Raw genomic sequence first — 18,848 nt, 5'->3', positions numbered from 1 at the left:
CGTCAACCCTGATCTAGAACCGCTCCGGCCGGTACGGCGTCGGATCGATCGCGGGCGTTTCGCCGCTCATCATTTCGGCGAGCAGACGCCCGGTCGCGGGTCCCAGCGTAAAGCCCTGGTGGCCGTGGCCGAAGTTCATCCAGAGGCCGGGATGGCGTGGGGCGGGGCCGAGCACCGGCAGCATATCGGGCGTGCAGGGGCGGGTGCCGAACCATGGGTCGGGCTCGACCCGCTTGCCGAGGTCGATCAGCTCGCGCGCGGAGGCTTCCGCGCTGGCGAGCTGCACGGGCGTTGCGAGCGCGTCCAGGCCCGTCAACTCCGCGCCGGTGGTGATGCGGATACCCTTCGCCATCGGACCCATGGCGTAGCCACCGGCCTTGTCGACCAGCGGCAGATCGAGCGAGGCGCCACCGCTGTAATGCATGTGGTAGCCGCGCTTGCGCACCAGCGGAATGCGATATCCGAATTTGAGCAGGAGATCGGGCGACCACGGCCCGAGCGTCACCACGGCGTTGGCGGCGTCGACCCGCCCATGGTCTGTCTTGACCGACCAGCCGGTGGCGGTCTGCTGCAGGCTTTGGGCATCACCGAGCACGATGGCGCCGCCGAGGCGCTCAAACAGATTGGCATAGGCCGTGACCAGCGCGCCGGGATCAGACACGGTCCAGGTGTCGAGCCAATGGATCGCGCCGGGCAGGTCGTCGCGCAGGACAGGTTCGGCCTTGGCGAGCTCGGCGCCCGAGAGCGCACGAAACCTCACGCCGAATTCGCGCTGGTCCTCTTCCGCCGCCTTGACGGCAAGATCGAACGAGGCAGCGTCGCGATGCAGGTGCCGGTATCCCGCGCGGCGGATCAGATTGTCGGCATGGGCTTCGCGAATGAGGATGTCGTGCTCCGCCGTCGCGTAGGCGATCAGCCGCGCCCAGGCGTCGATCGCCTCGCGATGCCGCTTCGGCGCCGAATGCCACCAATAGCGGAGCAGGGGTTCGATATGAAGATGAAGAGATGACAGGCTGTAGCGCACGTCGTTGGTGCGGCCGGTCGCGATCTTCAGGAGCGTGGCGAGGTCGCGCGGCATCGGATAGGGGCGCACCGCTTCCGCCTGGATCATCCCGGCATTGCCGTAGCTGGTCTCACGGCCCGGCTCCCTGCGGTCGATCAGCGTGACGGACCAGCCGCGCTGCTGGAGGTGCAGCGCCGCGCTGACGCCGATCATGCCGCCGCCGAGGACGATCGCGCTTTGCATCGGAAGAAATTCTCCTGTCAGGCCGTCTGCGGCATGAGCTTCGGCTGGGCCGTGTTGATGGTTGCGGCGACCACGACTGATAACGCCGTCATCGCCACGAGGAAGCCGAAGGCGGCATCGAACGATCCGGTTCCGGTCACGATGAAGCCGATGGCCACGGGGGCGACGAAGCCCGCGCTCTGGCCGCCGAGATTGACCATGCCGATGCCGGATCCGATCTGGTCGTCGCGGAGCAGCTTGGTCGGAAGCGCAATCACCGAGGCCAGTACGAAGGATTTGAAGAAATAGACCACCGACTGGTAGGTGATCAGCATCGCGATCGTCTCCGCCTTGTACATGGCGTAGAGGAAGATGCCGGTCAATGCGGAGGCGCCGATCAGCAGATATTTTTCGCGCTCGGCGAAGAACGTCGTCATCACCCAGCCGCCGATCGCGGTCGCGATCGTCGCCATCACGAACGGGATCGGCGCCACGATGCCGACGGTCTTGAGGTCGAGCCCGCGCTGCTGGAGCAGATAGAGCGGCATCCAGGAATCCAGGCCCTTGTTGACGCAGCTGAGGCCGAACCACACCACCATCAGCTGCCACAGCAGCGGATTCTTCATGAGCTCGCGCATCGGTGCACGGTTCTCGGCTTTCGTCCCGGACAGGTTCGGATCGTTCGCGCCCGGGCGGCCCAGATACGGGACCAAGACGAAATAGGCGACCGCGAAGACGATGCCTGCAATGCCGATCGCGTTGAAGGCATGGCGCCAGCCGAGCCAGAGGATCAACGGCGCCATGATCAGCGGCGCGATCATGCTGCCGGCATAGTTGGACGACAGCAGCAGCGCCGACATCTTCGGCCGGCTGTCCTTCTTGAACACCTCCGCGACGGCGCGGATGCTCGCCGGCGGGAAGCCGCCCTCGGCGATACCGAATAGGAAGCGGATCGCGATCAGCGAGGTGAGCGACCAGGCAAGGCTCGTGAACGCCGTGAACAGCGACCACATCACGATGGTGATGATCACCACATATTTCGATCCGAAGCGGTCGGAGAGCCATCCGCCCGGCACCTGCATCGCGGCGTAGCCGAGGAAGAACGCGCTGATGACGATGCCGAGATCTGCGGCCTGGAGGTTGAAGTCCTTGCCGATCTGCGCCAGCGCCAGCGAGATCGCCGCGCGGTCGACATAGGAGATGCAGTAGGCGACGTAGAGCAGGACGAATGCGATGACGCTGGTCTTCCTCGGCAATTCCGTCATCCTCGTCTCCATCGCGCCGCCAGGGCTGGTTTCGGTCGTTGCCGAGTTCAGGTCATGCCCGAGTTCTGATCATTCCCACGTTCTTCATTCCCAAGTCAGGAAGCCGGGTGCAGCCGAGAGCGGCGGCGCCACGGCAAGCCGGGCCAGATCGGGCGCCGGCCGGCACAATTGCGCGTCGCCGGCGAACGCTGCTTCGAGGCTCGCGGCCACCGCGAGCACGGCGGCGTCGCCGCCACGCTGACCGACGATCTGCAGGCCGAAAGGCAGCCCGGCTTCATCGAGGCCGAGAGGAATGCTGATGGCGGGATGGCCGGGAAGCGTCACGGCATAAGCGAGCGCCAGCCAATGGAAGTAGGATTTCGTTGCTACCCCGTCGATCTCCGCGGGATGCGGCTCCGACCACGGCCGCGGACTAAGCGTGATGGTGGGGCTGATCAGCACGTCGCAGCTTTCGAAGAAGCTTTGCCAGGCGCGATAGATCCGCGTCTGCGTCGTTGCGGCGCGCGCGTGATCTTCGAGCGTGTAGCCGAGGCCTTCCTCGACATTAGCGCGGACATTGGGCCCGAGCATCTCGGGCCGCTCCTTGTAATTCTTGCCGTGCGTCGCCAGGAACATGCCTGCACGCAGCACGGCGAAGGCGTCGTCGGCACCGGAGCAATCCGGCGTCGCCTCGCGGCACTCGCCAAAGAGCGGTGCAAGCTTGCTCACGCGATGGCGGAACACGCGCCGGATCGCCTGCTCTGTCGGGGCGAAGCCGAAGTCTTCGGTGAAGGTGAGGCGCAGCCTGCCGAGTTCTGCGGGGCGCGGTACGGCCCAGCGTTCGGCACGCGCGCGCACGGACTCGCCGGGCAGCGTATAGGCGAGCGGATCGCGGGTATCGTCGCTCGCCATCACCGACAGCATCAGCGCGGTGTCGGTGACATTGCGCGCCATCGGCCCGTCGGTCGACAAATTGGACCAGCCGAACACGCGCTTCTCGCTGGCGACGAGGCCGAAGGACGGGCGCATGCCGACAATGCCGGCGAAGCCGGCCGGATTGCGCAAGGAGCCGCCGGTGTCCGAGCCCGAGGCGAGCGGAGCCATGCCGCAGGCGAGCGCCACCGCCGAGCCGCCGGAGGAGCCGGCCGCCGAGCGCATCGGATCGAACGGATTGCCGGTCGCCCCGAACACGGGGTTGCGGGTGTTGCCGCCGGCCGCCCATTCCGGTGTGTTGGTCTTGCCGAAGATGATGGCGCCAGCCGCGCGCAGCCGTGCCACCGAGCCCTGGTCAGCGAGTGGGACGTTGTCCCTCAGCAACGGACTGCCATAGGTGGTGCGCAGTCGAGCGGTGTCTTGGGTGTCCTTGATGAGAACGGGGAGCCCGTGGAGGGCGCCATGATCCTCGCCGCGCAGGATGGCGGCCTCGGCTTCCTTGGCAGCGGCGCGAGCGCCAGGCTCGTCCAGTGTCACGACGGCATTGACGGCGGGATTGACGGTGGCGATCCGCGACAGGCACAACTCCAGCAGCTCGACGGGCGAGATGTCCCGGGCGGACAGGCGGCGGCGCAGCTCAACGGCGCTGGAATCGCAAAGGTCGGACAATGCCAATCCCTTTCAAAATTTGAAAACGATTTAGCATATCGGAAAGTGGAGGCCGCGCACCAATATTCGTCAGAACCGGCCATTTCATGCACAAATGCTGGTTTGCCCGCCCAAACGGCGGCCAGATGCGGAACCCAGGGCCGGCTTCAGTCGAAAAGATTAGGTGGATCGATCAAACAATTTTTCGGCCGCCGTGATAACCTTGCTGGATGAGCGAGATCGTGACGACGCCGGAGGGCGCCAACTCCCAGCTGGGCCAATGCCTCAAGGCTGCCCGCCAGGCGCGGGGGCTGACGCTCAAGCAGGTGGCGGAGCGGACCGGCATGGCGCTGTCGACCCTGTCCAAGGTCGAGAACGGTCTGATGTCGCTGACCTACGACAAGCTGCTCCAGCTCACCTCCGGCTTGAAGATGGAGATCGCCGAGCTGTTCAATCCGGTGCCCCCGCGTCCCGAGCAGAGCAGACCGGTCACGGCGCGACGGAGCATCAGCCGCGCCGGGCAGGGGCAGGTGATCACGACCGGATTCTACACCTACACCTATCAATGCACCGATCTGATCGGCAAACGCATGGTGCCGATCCTGGCCGAAGTCCGGGCGCGCTCGCTGGAGGAGTTCGGTCCGCTGCTGCGCCACGCCGGCGAGGAATATTTCGTGGTGACGAGCGGACGCGTTGCCGTCCACACCGAGTTCTACGCGCCGGAGATCCTGGGCGAGGGCGACGGCATTTATCTCGACAGCACCATGGGCCACGCCTACCTCAACGCCGGCGAAGGGCCTGCTGCGACAGGCGTCTGCCTTTGCACCAGCGAAGCGCCTGACCTCTACGATCAGCTCCGCCGGATCGCATCGCGCGACGTGGCGCCGATCGAAGGCGATCCGCCGTCGCACTGAACAGCAAAGAGAGCGTGGAACGAAAAACGCCCGGCCGAAGCCGGGCGTTTTTGATTGGGGCTCGTCTATTCGCCGCCGCCGAAGCGGCGCGACCACCAGCCGGCGCGACGCGGTGCGGCCGAGGTTTCGCTTGCCGCTGCGGGCGCGGGCTCCGGAGCCGGTGCGGGCGGGGCAACCGGCTCGGCCGCCTGCGCGATCGGTGCCGGTTCACTCTGGCTGCTCGACAGGAAGCTCACCTTTTCCCGAACCGTCGAACGGCGTCGTGCGGCCTTGTCGTCGGCGTGCTCTTCGTCCGCGGCAGCAGGAGCCGGCTCAGGCCTGGTCGTTGCCTCAATCCGTGCTTCGGCCCGCGGCTCAGGCTGGGTGACCTGAGGTTCCGACGTGTGCTCGGCCTGCGCGATCGAGGGCGCAGCCTCGCCGCTAAAACCGTCGAAATCGGCGACTGCATCGGTCGCTTCCGACGGCGCACTGGCCGCGAGCTCGTCGCCGATGGAGCCGGCGAGACCTTCCTCGCCAGGACCACGACGCCGACGTCCGCCACGGCGACCACGCCGGCGACGGCGATCGGCGCTGCCCTGCTGCTCGCCACGGGCTCCCTGTTCCTCGCCTTCCTCGCCATCCGGCTCGGCCTCGGCATCCTCTTCGGTTTCGCCGGCCGCCATGGCCGTCTCGGCAAGAGCGGGAGCGCCATCCTCGCGCGTCTCCTCGTCGCGCGGGCCACCGCGACCGCGGCGGCGACGGCGACGCTTGCGGCGCTGGCCGTCCTGCTCGGTAGCGGCGTCGCCTGCGGTCTGCTCCTCGGCGAGACCTTCGGTTTCTTCGGTCTCAACCTCGGATTCGGTCTCCGGATCGAACTCCTCGTCGTCATAGGCCTCTTCGACCAGGGGCGGCGGGCTTGCGGCCGCCTGCGCCGCCAGCAGAGCCTTGGCGGCTTCCAGCGTATGCACCTGCTCGCCGCGGTCGATGACATAGGCCTGCGGCCCGTTGACGCTCGGGTCGGCGATGACCGACAACGTGACCTTGAAGCCGTTCTCGAGGTCGCGCAGATGGCCGCGCTTGTGGTTCAGCACATAGAGCGCGACGTCGGTGCGGGTGCGGACCACGAGGTTGTGGGTCGCGCCCTTCATCAGGATCTCTTCGAGGCCGCGCAGCAATTGGAGCGCAACCGAGGACACCGAGCGCACATGGCCGGTGCCACCGCAATGCGTGCAGGGATCGGTCGAGGACTCCAACACGCTGGCGCGGATGCGCTGGCGTGACATTTCGAGCAGGCCGAAATGCGAGATGCGTCCGACCTGGATCCGCGCGCGGTCCTGCCGGAGGCAATCGGACAGCTTGCGTTCGACCGCGCGGTTGTTGCGCTTCTCGTCCATGTCGATGAAGTCGATGACGATCAGACCGGCGAGGTCGCGCAACCGAAGCTGACGCGCGACCTCCTCGGAGGCCTCGAGATTGGTCTTGAGCGCGGTGTCCTCGATATGATGCTCGCGCGTCGAACGACCGGAGTTGACGTCGATCGAGACCAGCGCTTCGGTCTGGTTGATGACGATGTAGCCGCCGGAGCGCAGTTGCACGGTCGGCGAGAACATCGCATCCAGCTGGCTTTCGACGCCCATGCGCGAGAACAGCGGCTGGCCGTCGCGATACTGCTTCACCGCGCTCACATTGGCGGGCATCAGCATCTTCATGAAGTCGCGCGCTTCACGGTAACCGGATTCACCGGCAACCGAGATCTCGTCGATCTCCTTGTTGTAGAGGTCGCGCAGCGAGCGCTTGATCAGCGAGCCTTCCTCGTAGACGAGGGTCGGGGCCTGCGACTTCAGCGTCATGTCGCGCACCGTCTCCCACATCCGGATCAGGTACTCGAAATCGCGCTTGATCTCGGGCTTGGTGCGGGCGGCACCCGCGGTGCGCAGAATGATCCCCATGCCCTCGGGCACATCGAGATCCTGCACCACTTCCTTTAGGCGCGAACGGTCCTGCGCGCTCGTGATCTTGCGGCTGATGCCGCCGCCGCGCGCGGTGTTCGGCATCAAGACGGCATAGCGGCCGGCGAGCGAGAGGTAGGTCGTCAGCGCCGCGCCCTTGTTGCCGCGCTCTTCCTTGACGACCTGCACCAGCATCACCTGGCGGCGCTTGATGACTTCCTGGATCTTGTACTGGCGGCGGGGACGGAAGGTGCGCTCCGGCACTTCTTCCAGCACATCGTCGCCGCCGACGGATTCAACGACGTCCTCTTCGGCTTCCTCGTCGTCCTCGTCTTCGTCGTCATCCTCGGCCGTCGCTTCGGATTCGTGATGCGGAGCCTGCGCGCTCTCGCCGGGGGCGTACACGGCGTCGGCAGGCTCAGCAGCCGACGTCACGGCCTCGGCAAGATCGTCGGCGTGTACGTCGGAGGCAACCTCCTGCGGCTCGGCAACGGCTTCGGTGGCGACCGCGGGCTCGGCGCCGATCGCTGCGACAGGCGCCGGTGTCTCGTCGGCATGATCATGGTCGTGATGGTCGTGGTCGCCATGATGATCGTGGTCGTGATGTTCGTGCGCGTCATGATCGTCACCATGGGCATGATGATGGTCGTCGTGGTCATGCCCTTCGTGGTCATGTGCCTCGTGGTCGTGATGATCGTGGCCTTCGTGCTCGCCGTGATGCTCTGCGCCGGCGTGCAGGTGCTCGCCCTCGTGCGAAGCGCCTTCGGGCAGGGCCTCGCCCTGGACCTGCCGGGCCGCGGGATCGCTGCCTTCGACGACGTCGCTGCGGACGCGCTCGCCATGGCTACGGCGGCGGGAATTGCGGTGGCGGGAGCGGCGGCGGCCCTGGGAGCGGTTCTCGCTCTCTTCCTCGGCCTCGCGATGGGCCTGCTCCTCGGCTTCGATCAGCGCCTGCCGGTCGGCAACCGGGATCTGGTAGTAGTCGGGATGGATTTCGCTGAAGGCGAGGAAGCCGTGGCGGTTGCCGCCATATTCGACGAAAGCGGCCTGGAGCGAGGGTTCGACCCTTGTGACCTTGGCGAGGTAGATATTCCCGCGCAGTTGCTTGCGTTGCGCGGTCTCGAAATCAAACTCTTCGACGCGATTGCCGCGGACCACGACGACCCGGGTCTCTTCCGGGTGGGTGGCATCGATCAACATCTTGTTGGGCATGTCTTAACTCTTGGCGGCGGCGGGCGCGATTCACCGTGGGCGCCATCAGCGCTGCCGGGTGACGCGACGGTCCACCTGATTCGGGGGTGAGGGGAAGGCCGAAACGCCGTCTCTCGCGCCTTGCCGAACCGGACGCCGGAGGACCAAAGTGGCGCGCGGAGTTTTCACTCCGCAGCGTCGCGAATGGTCCTTCAGAATTGGTCGGCACAGTCTGGCGCATCAAGCGTCGGCCCGTATGAAACATTGGGCGGCGGGGCCGCCCCTCAATCAGTTGCTGTTGGCCAGGCATGGCGCGAGCGCGCTCGCCTTGGGTATTACGAACCGCTCCCTTGGGATTAAGGGACCGGGTAACGGGTCGCGCCGCTGTCAGAACCGTCCCGGAAACGTGGTGGTAACCGGGAACCGTCCGCCGCCGGGGCTTGCCCCGCTCCACCTTGCTGCCGCGCACCGCGCTGGACTTAGAGGGGAACGGAAAAACGCTGGAATTCCCAAACCTTGAGAGTTCCGGCGCTGCACCGGGAGGCTGAATGCGACACAACCGGAAATATCGGCCGTCAGCATTCCGTACATACGTGGATTGGGCCATCCGTGCAAGGAGCGTCGCACGGCGGTCACAGTCAGCGAGTTTCGCGTGTCCGTCATTAAGGATCGTTTAACCCTGTGGTTCTATTGCGTTAAAGAGGCTGCTCGGAGGCACGGAATCGGTGGCGAGCCGCGCAAATCAAAGGATCTTGCTGGGATGCGTCCTGCTCTGCGCGGCGGCATTGCCCTGTGCTGATTCCTCGCGCCTGAAGGCTGCGGAAAGTCAGCCTCAACCCGCTGTTGCATCAGCGAATTTCCCGACGGCCTCGGCCGCCCGGCTGGCCGGTGACGGCAGGCAAACCCGCTTTGTCCTCGACATCGACCAGACCGTTAGCTTCCGCGCCGTCACCTTGGCCGACCCGTATCGGGTGGTGGTCGACGTTCCCCAGGTCAATTTTCAACTCCCCGCCGGCACCGGGTCCGGCGGACGGGGACTGGTCAAGGCCTTCCGCTATGGGCTGGTGATGCCCGGCGGCTCCCGAATCGTGTTCGACCTGACGGGCCCGGCCAAGATCGCCAATTCCTACGTGGTGGAGGCTGCCAACGGTCAGCCCGCGCGGCTGGTGCTCGAACTGGAGGAGGTCGAGCGCACCGCCTTCGTGCCGTCGCTGGCTCCGGAAAATCGTCCTGAGCTGCGGCCGGCAATTGCCGATCCGCCGCCCGCGACGGTTCCCGCATCTGCACATCCTGAAGCCGGGCAGAAGGCCGATGGCCGCGCGGTGGTTGTCATCGATCCCGGCCATGGCGGCATCGACAATGGCACCCAGTCGAGCGGCGAGAGCGAGAAGAATCTGGTGCTGGCCTTTGGCCTGGCTCTGCGCGAACGGCTGGAAAAGACCGGCAAATATCGCGTGGTGATGACACGCGACGACGACACCTTCATCCCGCTCAACGACCGGGTCAAAGTCGCCCGCAGCCTCAAGGCGGCGTTGTTCGTCTCGATCCATGCCGACGCGCTGCCGCGCGCCGAGGGCGATGCGCAGGGCGCGACCATCTACACGTTGTCCGACAAGGCCTCCGACGCCGAGGCGCAGCGGCTGGCGGATGCGGAAAACCGGGCGGACGCCATCGCCGGCTTCAACCTCGCGGAGGAGCCGACCGATGTCGCCGACATCCTGATCGATCTCACCCAGCGGGAAACCCGCACCTTTTCAAGTCGTTTTGCCCACCTGTTGATGAGCGAAATGAAGTCGACGGTTCGGATGCACAAGCATCCCCTGAAGTCGGCCGGCTTCCGGGTGCTGAAGGCGCCCGACGTGCCGTCGGTCCTGGTCGAGATCGGCTATGTCTCCAACAAGGGCGACCTCGAGCATCTGGTCTCGGAAGGATGGCGTTCGCGTGCCGTGGGCTCGATGGCACAGGCGATCGACGGGTTTTTGGCCAAGCGGATGGCCACGGCCGGATCGTCAAATTGACGACCGGAGGATCGTCGAATTGAGAAGGGATTTTCCGTCCCGCCGCAAAAGCCCTAGTTTGGCCACAGCGGGCGCTTTATAAAAACGCCGCAGGGGGTTCCGGAATCGGCGAGAATCCCGCTCGGCAAGCGTCTTGGGTCCGGCACCGATAGTATTGAGTAAGGCCGGTGAATTCGCGATGGTTTGGCGCCTGTTTCGGGCGCCAGGGCTGATCTTTGGGCTGATCCAGAGTTTGAACGGATAAACAGATAATGCGCTTGCTGGTGCGGTTCATGGGCTTCCTGTTCGCCGCGGGAACGGTGTTGTTCCTTGTCGGGGTCGGTGCCGTCGCAGGCCTGATCTGGCATTTCTCCAAGGACTTGCCGGACTACTCTCAGCTTCAGGATTACGAGCCGCCGGTGATGACCCGCGTGCACGCGACCGACGGCTCGCTGCTCGGCGAATACGCCAAGGAGCGGCGGCTGTACCTGCCGATCCAGGCGGTGCCGAAACTCGTGATCAACGCCTTCCTCGCGGCCGAGGACAAGAATTTCTACGAGCATGGCGGCATCGACTACACCGGCATGGCGCGTGCCGGCGTGGTCTACATCCAGAACTACGGCTCCAACCGCCGGCCGCAGGGCGCTTCGACGATCACCCAGCAGGTCGCCAAGAACTTCCTTCTGACCAACGAGGTCTCCTTCGCGCGCAAGATCAAGGAAGCCTTGCTGGCCATGCGGATCGAGAAGACCTACTCGAAGGACAAGATCCTCGAGCTGTATCTGAATGAAATCTATCTGGGTCTCGGCGCCTACGGAATCGCCGCTGCGTCGCTGGTTTATTTCGACAAATCAGTGAACGAGCTGACGGTGGCGGAAGCGTCCTATCTCGCGGCGCTGCCGAAGATGCCTGCGACGCTGCATCCCGTCCGCAACCGCGACCGCGCCATCGAGCGCCGTAACTACGTGATCGATCGTCTCGTTGAGAACGGCTGGGTCAAGCAGGCCGACGCCGACAAGGCGCGCAAGGAGCCGCTGGTCGTTACCAGCCGCTCCAATGGCGCCCACACCTTCGCCGGCGAATATTTCGCCGAGGAAGTGCGCCGCGACATCTTCGAGCGCTATGGCGAGAAGAAACTTTACGAGGGCGGCCTCTCGGTCCGCACTACGCTCGATCCCAAGATTCAGGTCATGGCGCGCAAGACCATGGTCGCCGGTCTCGTCAACTATGACGAGCAGCAGGGCTATCGCGGCGCCATCAGCAAGCTCGACATTTCGGGCGACTGGGGCGTGAAGCTCGCCGAGATCAAGTCTCTTTCCGATATCTCGCCATGGCGCATGGCCGTGGTGCTGGAGACCAGCGATCAGTCGGCGCGCATCGGCTTCCAGCCGAGCCGCGAGCTCGGCGGCGCCATCAGCAAGCAGCGCGAGACCGGCCTCATCACGCTCGACGGCATCAAATGGGCAAGAGCGGCCTCCGGGGCTGCGAAGGGTAGGGCGGCAAGCGCAGTGTCGCAGGTGCTCCAGCCCGGTGACGTGATCTACGCCGATCCGCTGTACAAGGACGCCCAGCCCGTCGAAGGTCAGTACCGGCTGCGCCAGATTCCCGAAGTGTCCGGCGCGATGGTGGTGATGGACCCCTGGACCGGTCGCGTGCTGGCGATGGTCGGCGGCTTCTCGTTCGACCAGAGCCAGTTCAACCGCGCCACGCAGGCCTATCGGCAACCCGGTTCGTCGTTCAAGCCGATCGTCTATTCGGCCGCGCTCGACAACGGCTATACGCCTTCGACTGTCGTGCTCGACGCCCCGATCGAAATCGACCAGGGCCAGGGCGCGGGCGTGTGGCGGCCTGAAAACTTCTCCTCGGGCAAGTTCCAGGGGCCGGTGACGCTGCGCAACGCGCTGCGGCAGTCGCTCAACACGGTGACGGTGCGCCTCGCCCAGGACATCGGCATGCCCCTGATCGGCGAATATGCCCGCCGCTTTGGCGTCTATGACGAACTGCCGAACTATCTGTCCTACGCGCTCGGCGCCGGCGAGACCACGGCGATGCGCATGGTCACGGCATATTCGATGCTCGCCAATGGTGGCCGCCGGGTGAAGCCGACCCTGATCGACCGCATCCAGGATCGCTACGGCCACACCATCTTCAAGCACGACCAGCGCGAATGCCGCGGCTGCGACGCGCCGGGTGGTTGGAAGAACCAGAACGAGCCGCAGCTGATTGACCGCCGCGAGCAGGTGCTGGATTCCATGACCGCCTATCAGATCACCGAGCTGATGGAAGGCGTGGTCCAGGCCGGTACCGCGACCGTGGTCAAGCAGGTCGGCAAGCCGATCGCCGGCAAGACCGGCACCACCAACGAGGCCAAGGACGCCTGGTTCGTCGGTTTCTCGCCCGACGTCGCCGTCGCCATCTACATGGGCTACGACAAGCCGCGTCCGCTCGGCAAGGGTAACGCCGCGACCGGCGGTCATCTCGCAGCTCCCATCGCACGCGACTTCCTCCAGCTCGCGCTCGCCGACAAGCCCGCGGTCCCGTTCAAGGTGCCGGCCGGCATCAAGCTGGTGCGCGTCGTCGCCAAGACCGGCATGCGCGCCGGTCCGGGCGAGACCGGCGGAACCATCCTCGAAGCCTTCAAGCCGGGCACGGCGCCGCCGGATAATTATTCGGTCATTGGCGTTGCCGATGCCGACGGCCGGACGCCGGCGTCGCAGCAGCAGCAGCCGGATTCCGGTTTCTTCATGCGGCCGGGCACCGGCGGGCTGTACTAAGGCTTAGGACAAGACAGACGTTCGTCGCCGCGGCGGTTGCGCTTTTCAGCCGCCGCCGCTACATCCCGTTGTCATTAGACGCGGAACAATTCCGCGAGACCAGAGAACCATATGCGCGCCGAAATCGAACGGTTGGTAGAAGAGATCAAGCAGTCGGTCGGGCTGCTGAGGAGGCATCTTTGACGTCGAGAAATCGACGGCGCGCCTCGCTGAGCTGAACAAGCTCGCAGAAGATCCCAACCTCTGGAACGATCCCCAGAAAGCCCAGAAATTGATGCAGGAGCGCACCTCGCTTGAGGACTCGCTCTCCGGCATCGGTAAGGTCGAGCAGGAGCTCGAAGACGACATCGGCATGATCGAGCTCGGCGAAGCCGAGGGCGATGAGGGCGTCGTCAAGGAAGCCGAAGCCGCACTGAAGAGCCTCAAGAAGGAAGTCGCCCGGCGCGAGCTCGAGGCGCTGCTGTCGGGAGAGGCCGACGGTTTCGATTCCTATCTCGAAGTGCATGCCGGCGCCGGTGGCACCGAGAGCCAGGACTGGGCGCAGATGCTGCTCCGCATGTACTCGCGCTGGGCCGAAACCCACGGCTTCAAGGTCGAGGTGCTGGAAGAGTCCGAGGGCGAAGAGGCCGGCATCAAGTCCGCGACGATCCAGGTCTCCGGCCACAATGCCTATGGCTGGCTCAAGACCGAGGCGGGCGTGCACCGCCTGGTGCGGATCTCGCCATTCGATTCCAACGCGCGGCGGCACACCTCGTTCTCGTCCGTCGCTGTGTTTCCGGTGATCGACGACACCATCAAGATCGACATCAAGGAATCGGACGTCCGCGTCGACACCATGCGCTCAGGCGGCGCCGGCGGCCAGCACGTCAACAAGACCGAGTCCGCGGTGCGGCTGACGCATATCCCGACCGGCGTCGCCGTGGTCTGCCAGGCCGGCCGCTCGCAGCACAAGAACAAGGCGCAGGCCTGGGACATGCTGCGCGCACGGCTTTATCAGATCGAGCTGAAGCGGCGTGAAGAGAAGGCCGCCGCCGACCAGGCCGCCAAGACCGACATCGGCTGGGGTCACCAGATCCGCTCCTACGTGCTCCAGCCCTACCAGATGGTGAAGGATCTGCGCACCGGTGTGCAGACCTCCGATACATCAGGCGTTCTCGGTGGCGATCTCGACGACTTCATGGCCGCGACCCTGGCGCAGCGCGCCTTCGGCACTCCCGGCGCCGACATCGAGGACGTCGACTGATGCCCCGGATCGCCTTCATCGGGCTTGGGCGGATGGGCCATGGCATGGCCGGCCGCTATCTCGATGCCGGCTTCACGGTGACGGTTTGGAATCGCAGCAAAACAAAAGCGGAAGACCTGATCGCGCGCGGCGCGCTGTGGGCGACCTCGCCTGAGGACGCGGCGATCGACGCCGACGCGGTCGTGACGATGGTCGCCGATGACGAGGCCTCGCGCGCGGTCTGGCTCGGGCCCGAGGGCGCAGCCAAGACGGCGAAATCAGGCACCATCGCGATCGAATGCTCCACCGTTTCCTATGACCACGCCCGCGAGATGGGCCGCGAAATGAATGCGCGCGGGCTAATCTATATCGATTGCCCCGTGACGGGATTGCCGGATGCGGCAGCGAGCGGAAAGCTGACGCTGCTCGTTGGTGCCGATCCCGCCGATCTCGAACGCGCGCGGCCCTATCTGACACCGATCGGCTCGACCATCCGCCATTTCGGCGCGGTCGGTGCCGGCACCGTCTACAAGCTGATCAATAATCTGATGGGCGCGATCCAGATCGCCGGCCTCGCCGAGGGACTCGCCATCGCCGAGCAGGCCGGGCTCGACATGAATCTGGTGCTGGAATCAATTCAGGCGGGCGTCGCCGCAAGCCCGCAGGTGCAGCGCCACTCCAAGCGCATGGTCGCCCGCGATTTTTCCGGCGCAACGTTCACGGCGGCGCTGCGGCACAAGGATGCCGCCTACGCAGTGAAGCTCGCCGAGAGCCTGCTGGCCGACAAGCCGCTGGTCGCGCGCGCCGCCGTCGAGGCCTACGCGCAGGCGAAGGCTGCGATGCCTGACGACGATGAAGGCAAGATGATCGAGCTGGTGTCGCGGCCGAAGAAGCCGTCCTAGCGGATCACATCGACATGGGGCAGCGTCGTTTGCCTCGTTCGCACGTTGGTCTTGTAAACGGATGCGTCATCGGAAATCGGGTGGCGCTGTTCGCAGGATCGTCCTAGGCGGCTGTCTCGCCTAGCGACATGAGACGCCATGCCCCTGAATCGCAGCCGGATCGACGCGCGCGACTGGTCGCTGCTCGCTGTGCTCTCGGTGCTCTGGGGCGGGTCGTTCTTCTTCAACGGCGCGGCGCTGCGGGAATTGCCGCCGCTCACGCTGGTGCTTTTGCGCGTTGCACTTGGCGCGGCCATTCTACTGCCGCTGCTCCGTATCCAGGGCATTGGCTTTCCCAAGCGCATCGCCGGCTGGAAACCGTTCGTCGCGATTGGGCTCCTCAACAACGTCATCCCGTTCTCGCTGATCGTGGTCGGCCAGACCTTCATTCCAAGCGGGCTGGCGTCGATCCTGAATGCCACCACGCCGCTGTTCACGGTGATCGTGATGGCGGCGGCAGGCGAAGAGGCCTTACGGCTGCGTCGCGTCGCCGGCGTGGCACTGAGCCTCGCCGGCGTGATCATCCTGCGCGGATGGGGCGCTGAAACACGGGCGGGGCAGGGGCTCGGTATTCTGCTCTGCCTCGGCGGCGCCTTCAGCTATGGCTTTGCGGCGCTGGCAGCGCGCCGGTTGTTGAAGGACTCCCCGCCGCTGGTGACGGCAGCCTATCAACTGATGGCTTCCACGGTGATGATGGTGATCGTCGCGGGCGCAGCGGAGCAGCCGTGGCGTCTGCCGATGCCGGGCATGACGACGTGGCTTGCAGTGCTTGGCCTTGCCGGCCTGTCGACGGCGCTCGCCTATATCGTCTTCTTCCAGATCCTGCGGCGGTCGGGTGCGACCAACGTGATGCTGGTGACGCTGCTCATTCCCGTCATCGCCGTTCTTCTGGGATGGCTGGTGCTGGGCGAACCGATCTCGATGCGAGAGATCGCGGGCGCGATCGTGATCGGCAGCGCGTTGCTGGTGATCGATGGGCGCGTTCTGGACCTGCTTCGGCGCGGCACATAGTTCCAGAGTCGTCGTTTCACTCCACGGAAAATCGCGGCGCTTGCCAGCCGCCGCTCCCCTTGCGACACTCTCGGCAAAACAAGACTACAAAACAGGGGAGAGAACGATGCCGGGTCGTCGCGAAAGCCTTGCTGCCCTCGCCATTCTTGTTGCCGGAGTGCTCGTCACGACACCGGCCCTGGCGCAGAAGAAATACGATCCCGGCGCCACCGACACCGAAATCAAGCTCGGCAACATCATGCCCTATAGCGGGCCGGCGTCGTCCTATGGCGTGATCGGCAAGACCGAGGCTGCGTTCTTCAGGATGATCAACGACCAGGGCGGCATCAACGGGCGCAAGATCAATTTCATCAGCTATGACGACGCTTATTCACCGCCGAAGGCGATCGAGCAGGCGCGCAAGCTGGTCGAGAGCGACGAGGTGTTGCTGATCTTCCAGCCGCTCGGCACGCCCTCGAATTCCGCGATCATGAAGTACATGAACGCCAAGAAGGTACCGCAGCTCTTCGTCGCCTCCGGCGGCACCAAGTTCGGCGACTCCAAGAATTTCCCATGGACCATGGGATTCCAGCCGAACTACCAGAGCGAGGGGCGGATCTACGCAAAATATATCCGTGACAATTTTCCAAACAGCAAGATCGCGGTGTTCTGGCAGAACGACGACGCCGGCAAGGACCAGTTCAAGGGCCTGAAGGATGGGCTCGGCGACAAGGCCAATATGATCATCGCCGACAAATCCTATGAGGTCAGCGATCCCTCGATCGACTCGCAGATCGTTGCGCTTCACGATTCCGGTGCCGACATCTTCTTCTCCTGGGCTGCGCCAAAGGGATCGGCACAGGCGATCCGGAAGGTCGGCGAGCTCGGCTGGAAGCCAAAATTCTTCCTCGCCAATACGGCTACGTCGATCGCCTCGGTGCTCAAGCCCGCCGGACTCGACTATTCCAAGGACATCATCTCGACCGCATATTTGAAGGATCCGACCGACCCGACCTGGGACAAGGACCCAGCGGTCATCGCGTGGCGTACCTTTATGGACAAGTACTATCCCGAAGGGGACAAGACCAACGCCAATAACCTTTATGGCTACGTTCAGGCGGAGGCGATGGCGCAGGTGCTGAAGCAGTGCGGCGATAATCTCACGCGTGACAACGTGATGAAGCAGGCCTCGAACCTGAAGGATTTCCACACCGACCTGATGCTGCCCGGCATCATGGTCAACACCTCGGCCGACGATTATTTCCCGATCGAGCAGATGCAGCTGATGCGCTTCAACGGGCAGGCCTGGGAGCTGTTCGGCGACGTCATCACAGGAGAGGTCGGCCACGAGCGCGGCCAGTAGAATGCGAGAAGCGCGGGCCTAGCCCGCGCTGAGCCGCACGCCGGCGCGCAGGAATTTCTGCGGATCGACCGCTTCGCCGTCGATCCGGGTTTCATAGTGCAGATGCGGGCCGGTGGAACGGCCGGTCGAGCCGACGAGTCCGACGACCTGGCCGATTCTCACGATCTCGCCGACCCTGACGTTGATCTCGGAGAGATGGCCGTAGCGAGTCGCAAGGCCATTGCCGTGATCGACCTCGATCATGCGGCCGTAGCCGCCGGACCAGCCGGCGGAGACGACCTTGCCGTTGGCGGTGACGCGAACGGGATCGCCGCTCGCCGCGCGGAAGTCGAGCCCGGTGTGCATCGCGGGCCGGCCGAGGAACGGATCGCTGCGCACGCCGAAACCGGAGGTGAACTCGACCTCGCCGATGACGGGCTTGCGATAGGGCACGAGTGCGAGGGTGCGATTGAGCCGGTCCATCTCGGCGCGGGTGCTGTTGATGCGATAGAGCTGCTTTTCGAACGGCCCCGAACTGGCGGTGAGTTTTACGGGTACGAAAGGCCCGCCCATCGCCGTGCGCGGCACGGCGGCTTCGAGATTTGCGAGGTTCAGGCCGAGATCGCTGACGACGCCGCGCATCCGGCGCATGCGTGAGTCCATGCCTTCCTCGACGGCGTTGAGCGCCGCCATCTGGCGACGCTCGACTTGGTCAAGCGAGGTCGTGAGCCGAACGACGACGTTGTCGAACCCTTGATTCTTGGCGAATTGATTGACGGGCGGAGCTGCGAGGGTCGGCGCGCGCGATTCGAGCCGCGCTTCGCGATCCGGCGGCGCCACGAAGATCACGGTGTCGCCGATCGGCGAGGGTTTTGGCGTGCCCTGCGTCGTCTGGCTGGCATCGCCACGCTGCGGGGTGGAGCGGGGAATCGATCCGGTCACGTCCGGCATGGACCCGAGCGCCGTGGCACGGGACTCCAGCGCCGTCTGGCGCTTCATGATCTGGTCGAGCTTCTGGTCGAACTGCTCCTGGTCGAGCAGTTGCCGGCTGGTGGTGCGGTCGACCTTGGCGCGCAGCTCGGCGATGCGGTCCTCATAGGCGTATTGCATCTCGGCCTGCCGGGCGATCAGCCGGGTGAGGACGTCGTCGCGGAAGGCGAAATAGGTCGCGGTTGCGGCCGACCAGAGCCCGAGCAACACGACGGTGCCGACCACGATCCAGAACACCACAGGTCCCAGGCGAACCTGCTTGCCGTGATGCACGATGGTGTAGGCGTCGTCGGTATCCGGAAGGGGAAGCGCTGTTGCCACAGCGGCGGCACGGCGATGAAAGGCTCGTCCGTGGTCGTGGGGGTGATGTTGGGGGTACTGCGAGAATTGGGCAGAACTTTTCGACATCGGCACTCCCGCGCCGGTCGGATGAGTCCGTACGGCCTAATTGCCGCGGCAATCTGGGCCAGTCATGGTTAATTTTCCGGAAACGGAACCGCTTGAATTTA

Annotated in this window: 12 protein-coding genes; 7 read left to right on the top strand and 5 right to left on the bottom strand. The window is 65.0% G+C overall.

From position 1 onward, the window contains the following. Positions 1–13: 13 nt before the first annotated feature. The 3 genes from AC0L3K_RS08740 to AC0L3K_RS08730 form a co-directional block, all read right to left on the bottom strand. The gene (locus tag AC0L3K_RS08740; RefSeq protein ID WP_007591598.1) at positions 14–1,246 is read right to left on the bottom strand and encodes an NAD(P)/FAD-dependent oxidoreductase; all 1,233 of its coding nucleotides are present in this window, start codon (positions 1,244–1,246) and stop codon (positions 14–16) included. Between the two features lie 17 nt (positions 1,247–1,263). Beyond that, on the bottom strand, positions 1,264–2,490 hold the full coding sequence (locus AC0L3K_RS08735) for an MFS transporter (protein ID WP_219682599.1): 1,227 nt from the start codon (positions 2,488–2,490) through the stop codon (positions 1,264–1,266). Positions 2,491–2,574: 84 nt separating this feature from the next. Further along, positions 2,575–4,071: an amidase gene (locus tag AC0L3K_RS08730; protein ID WP_219682600.1), complete on the bottom strand. Its 1,497-nt coding sequence runs from the start codon at positions 4,069–4,071 to the stop codon at positions 2,575–2,577. Positions 4,072–4,280: 209 nt separating this feature from the next. Between AC0L3K_RS08730 and AC0L3K_RS08725 the strand changes: the two genes are divergently transcribed. Further along, on the top strand, positions 4,281–4,964 hold the full coding sequence (locus AC0L3K_RS08725) for a helix-turn-helix domain-containing protein (RefSeq protein WP_219682601.1): 684 nt from the start codon (positions 4,281–4,283) through the stop codon (positions 4,962–4,964). Between the two features lie 65 nt (positions 4,965–5,029). Here the strand turns inward: AC0L3K_RS08725 and AC0L3K_RS08720 are convergent, their stop codons facing one another. After that, positions 5,030–8,104, bottom strand: a complete 3,075-nt coding sequence (locus AC0L3K_RS08720) for an Rne/Rng family ribonuclease (protein WP_473365770.1) — start codon at positions 8,102–8,104, stop codon at positions 5,030–5,032. Positions 8,105–8,808: 704 nt separating this feature from the next. Between AC0L3K_RS08720 and AC0L3K_RS08715 the strand changes: the two genes are divergently transcribed. The 6 genes from AC0L3K_RS08715 to AC0L3K_RS08690 all read left to right on the top strand — a co-directional run bounded on the left by AC0L3K_RS08715 (position 8,809) and on the right by AC0L3K_RS08690 (position 17,370). Beyond that, positions 8,809–10,101 (top strand): N-acetylmuramoyl-L-alanine amidase, encoded by a 1,293-nt coding sequence (locus AC0L3K_RS08715; protein ID WP_219682603.1) that lies wholly within the window; start codon positions 8,809–8,811, stop codon positions 10,099–10,101. A gap of 251 nt (positions 10,102–10,352) precedes the next feature. Continuing rightward, positions 10,353–12,854, top strand: a complete 2,502-nt coding sequence (locus AC0L3K_RS08710) for a penicillin-binding protein 1A (RefSeq protein ID WP_007591587.1) — start codon at positions 10,353–10,355, stop codon at positions 12,852–12,854. A 111-nt stretch (positions 12,855–12,965) separates the two neighbouring features. Further along, positions 12,966–14,097 (top strand): peptide chain release factor 2 gene (gene prfB, locus AC0L3K_RS08705; RefSeq protein WP_007591586.1). Its coding sequence is split into 2 segments (ribosomal slippage): positions 12,966–13,034 and positions 13,036–14,097, totalling 1,131 coding nucleotides; the frame shifts between segments, so codons are not numbered across the junction. Next, positions 14,097–14,978: an NAD(P)-dependent oxidoreductase gene (locus AC0L3K_RS08700; protein ID WP_007591584.1), complete on the top strand. Its 882-nt coding sequence runs from the start codon at positions 14,097–14,099 to the stop codon at positions 14,976–14,978. Before prfB ends, AC0L3K_RS08700 begins: the two co-directional genes overlap by 1 nt. A 138-nt stretch (positions 14,979–15,116) precedes the next feature. Continuing rightward, a complete protein-coding gene (locus AC0L3K_RS08695; RefSeq protein ID WP_219682604.1) occupies positions 15,117–16,028 on the top strand; it encodes a DMT family transporter in 912 nt (303 codons plus the stop codon). Between the two features lie 106 nt (positions 16,029–16,134). Further along, positions 16,135–17,370, top strand: coding sequence for an ABC transporter substrate-binding protein (locus AC0L3K_RS08690; RefSeq protein WP_219682605.1), 1,236 nt, complete (start codon positions 16,135–16,137; stop codon positions 17,368–17,370). An 18-nt stretch (positions 17,371–17,388) separates the two neighbouring features. Here the strand turns inward: AC0L3K_RS08690 and AC0L3K_RS08685 are convergent, their stop codons facing one another. Then, positions 17,389–18,747: a M23 family metallopeptidase gene (locus tag AC0L3K_RS08685; protein WP_007591578.1), complete on the bottom strand. Its 1,359-nt coding sequence runs from the start codon at positions 18,745–18,747 to the stop codon at positions 17,389–17,391. Positions 18,748–18,848 lie beyond the last annotated feature (101 nt).

It is taken from the genome of Bradyrhizobium sp. MI1.10 (assembly GCF_055811035.1).
This window is presented reverse-complemented; position numbering and strand designations above follow the sequence as displayed.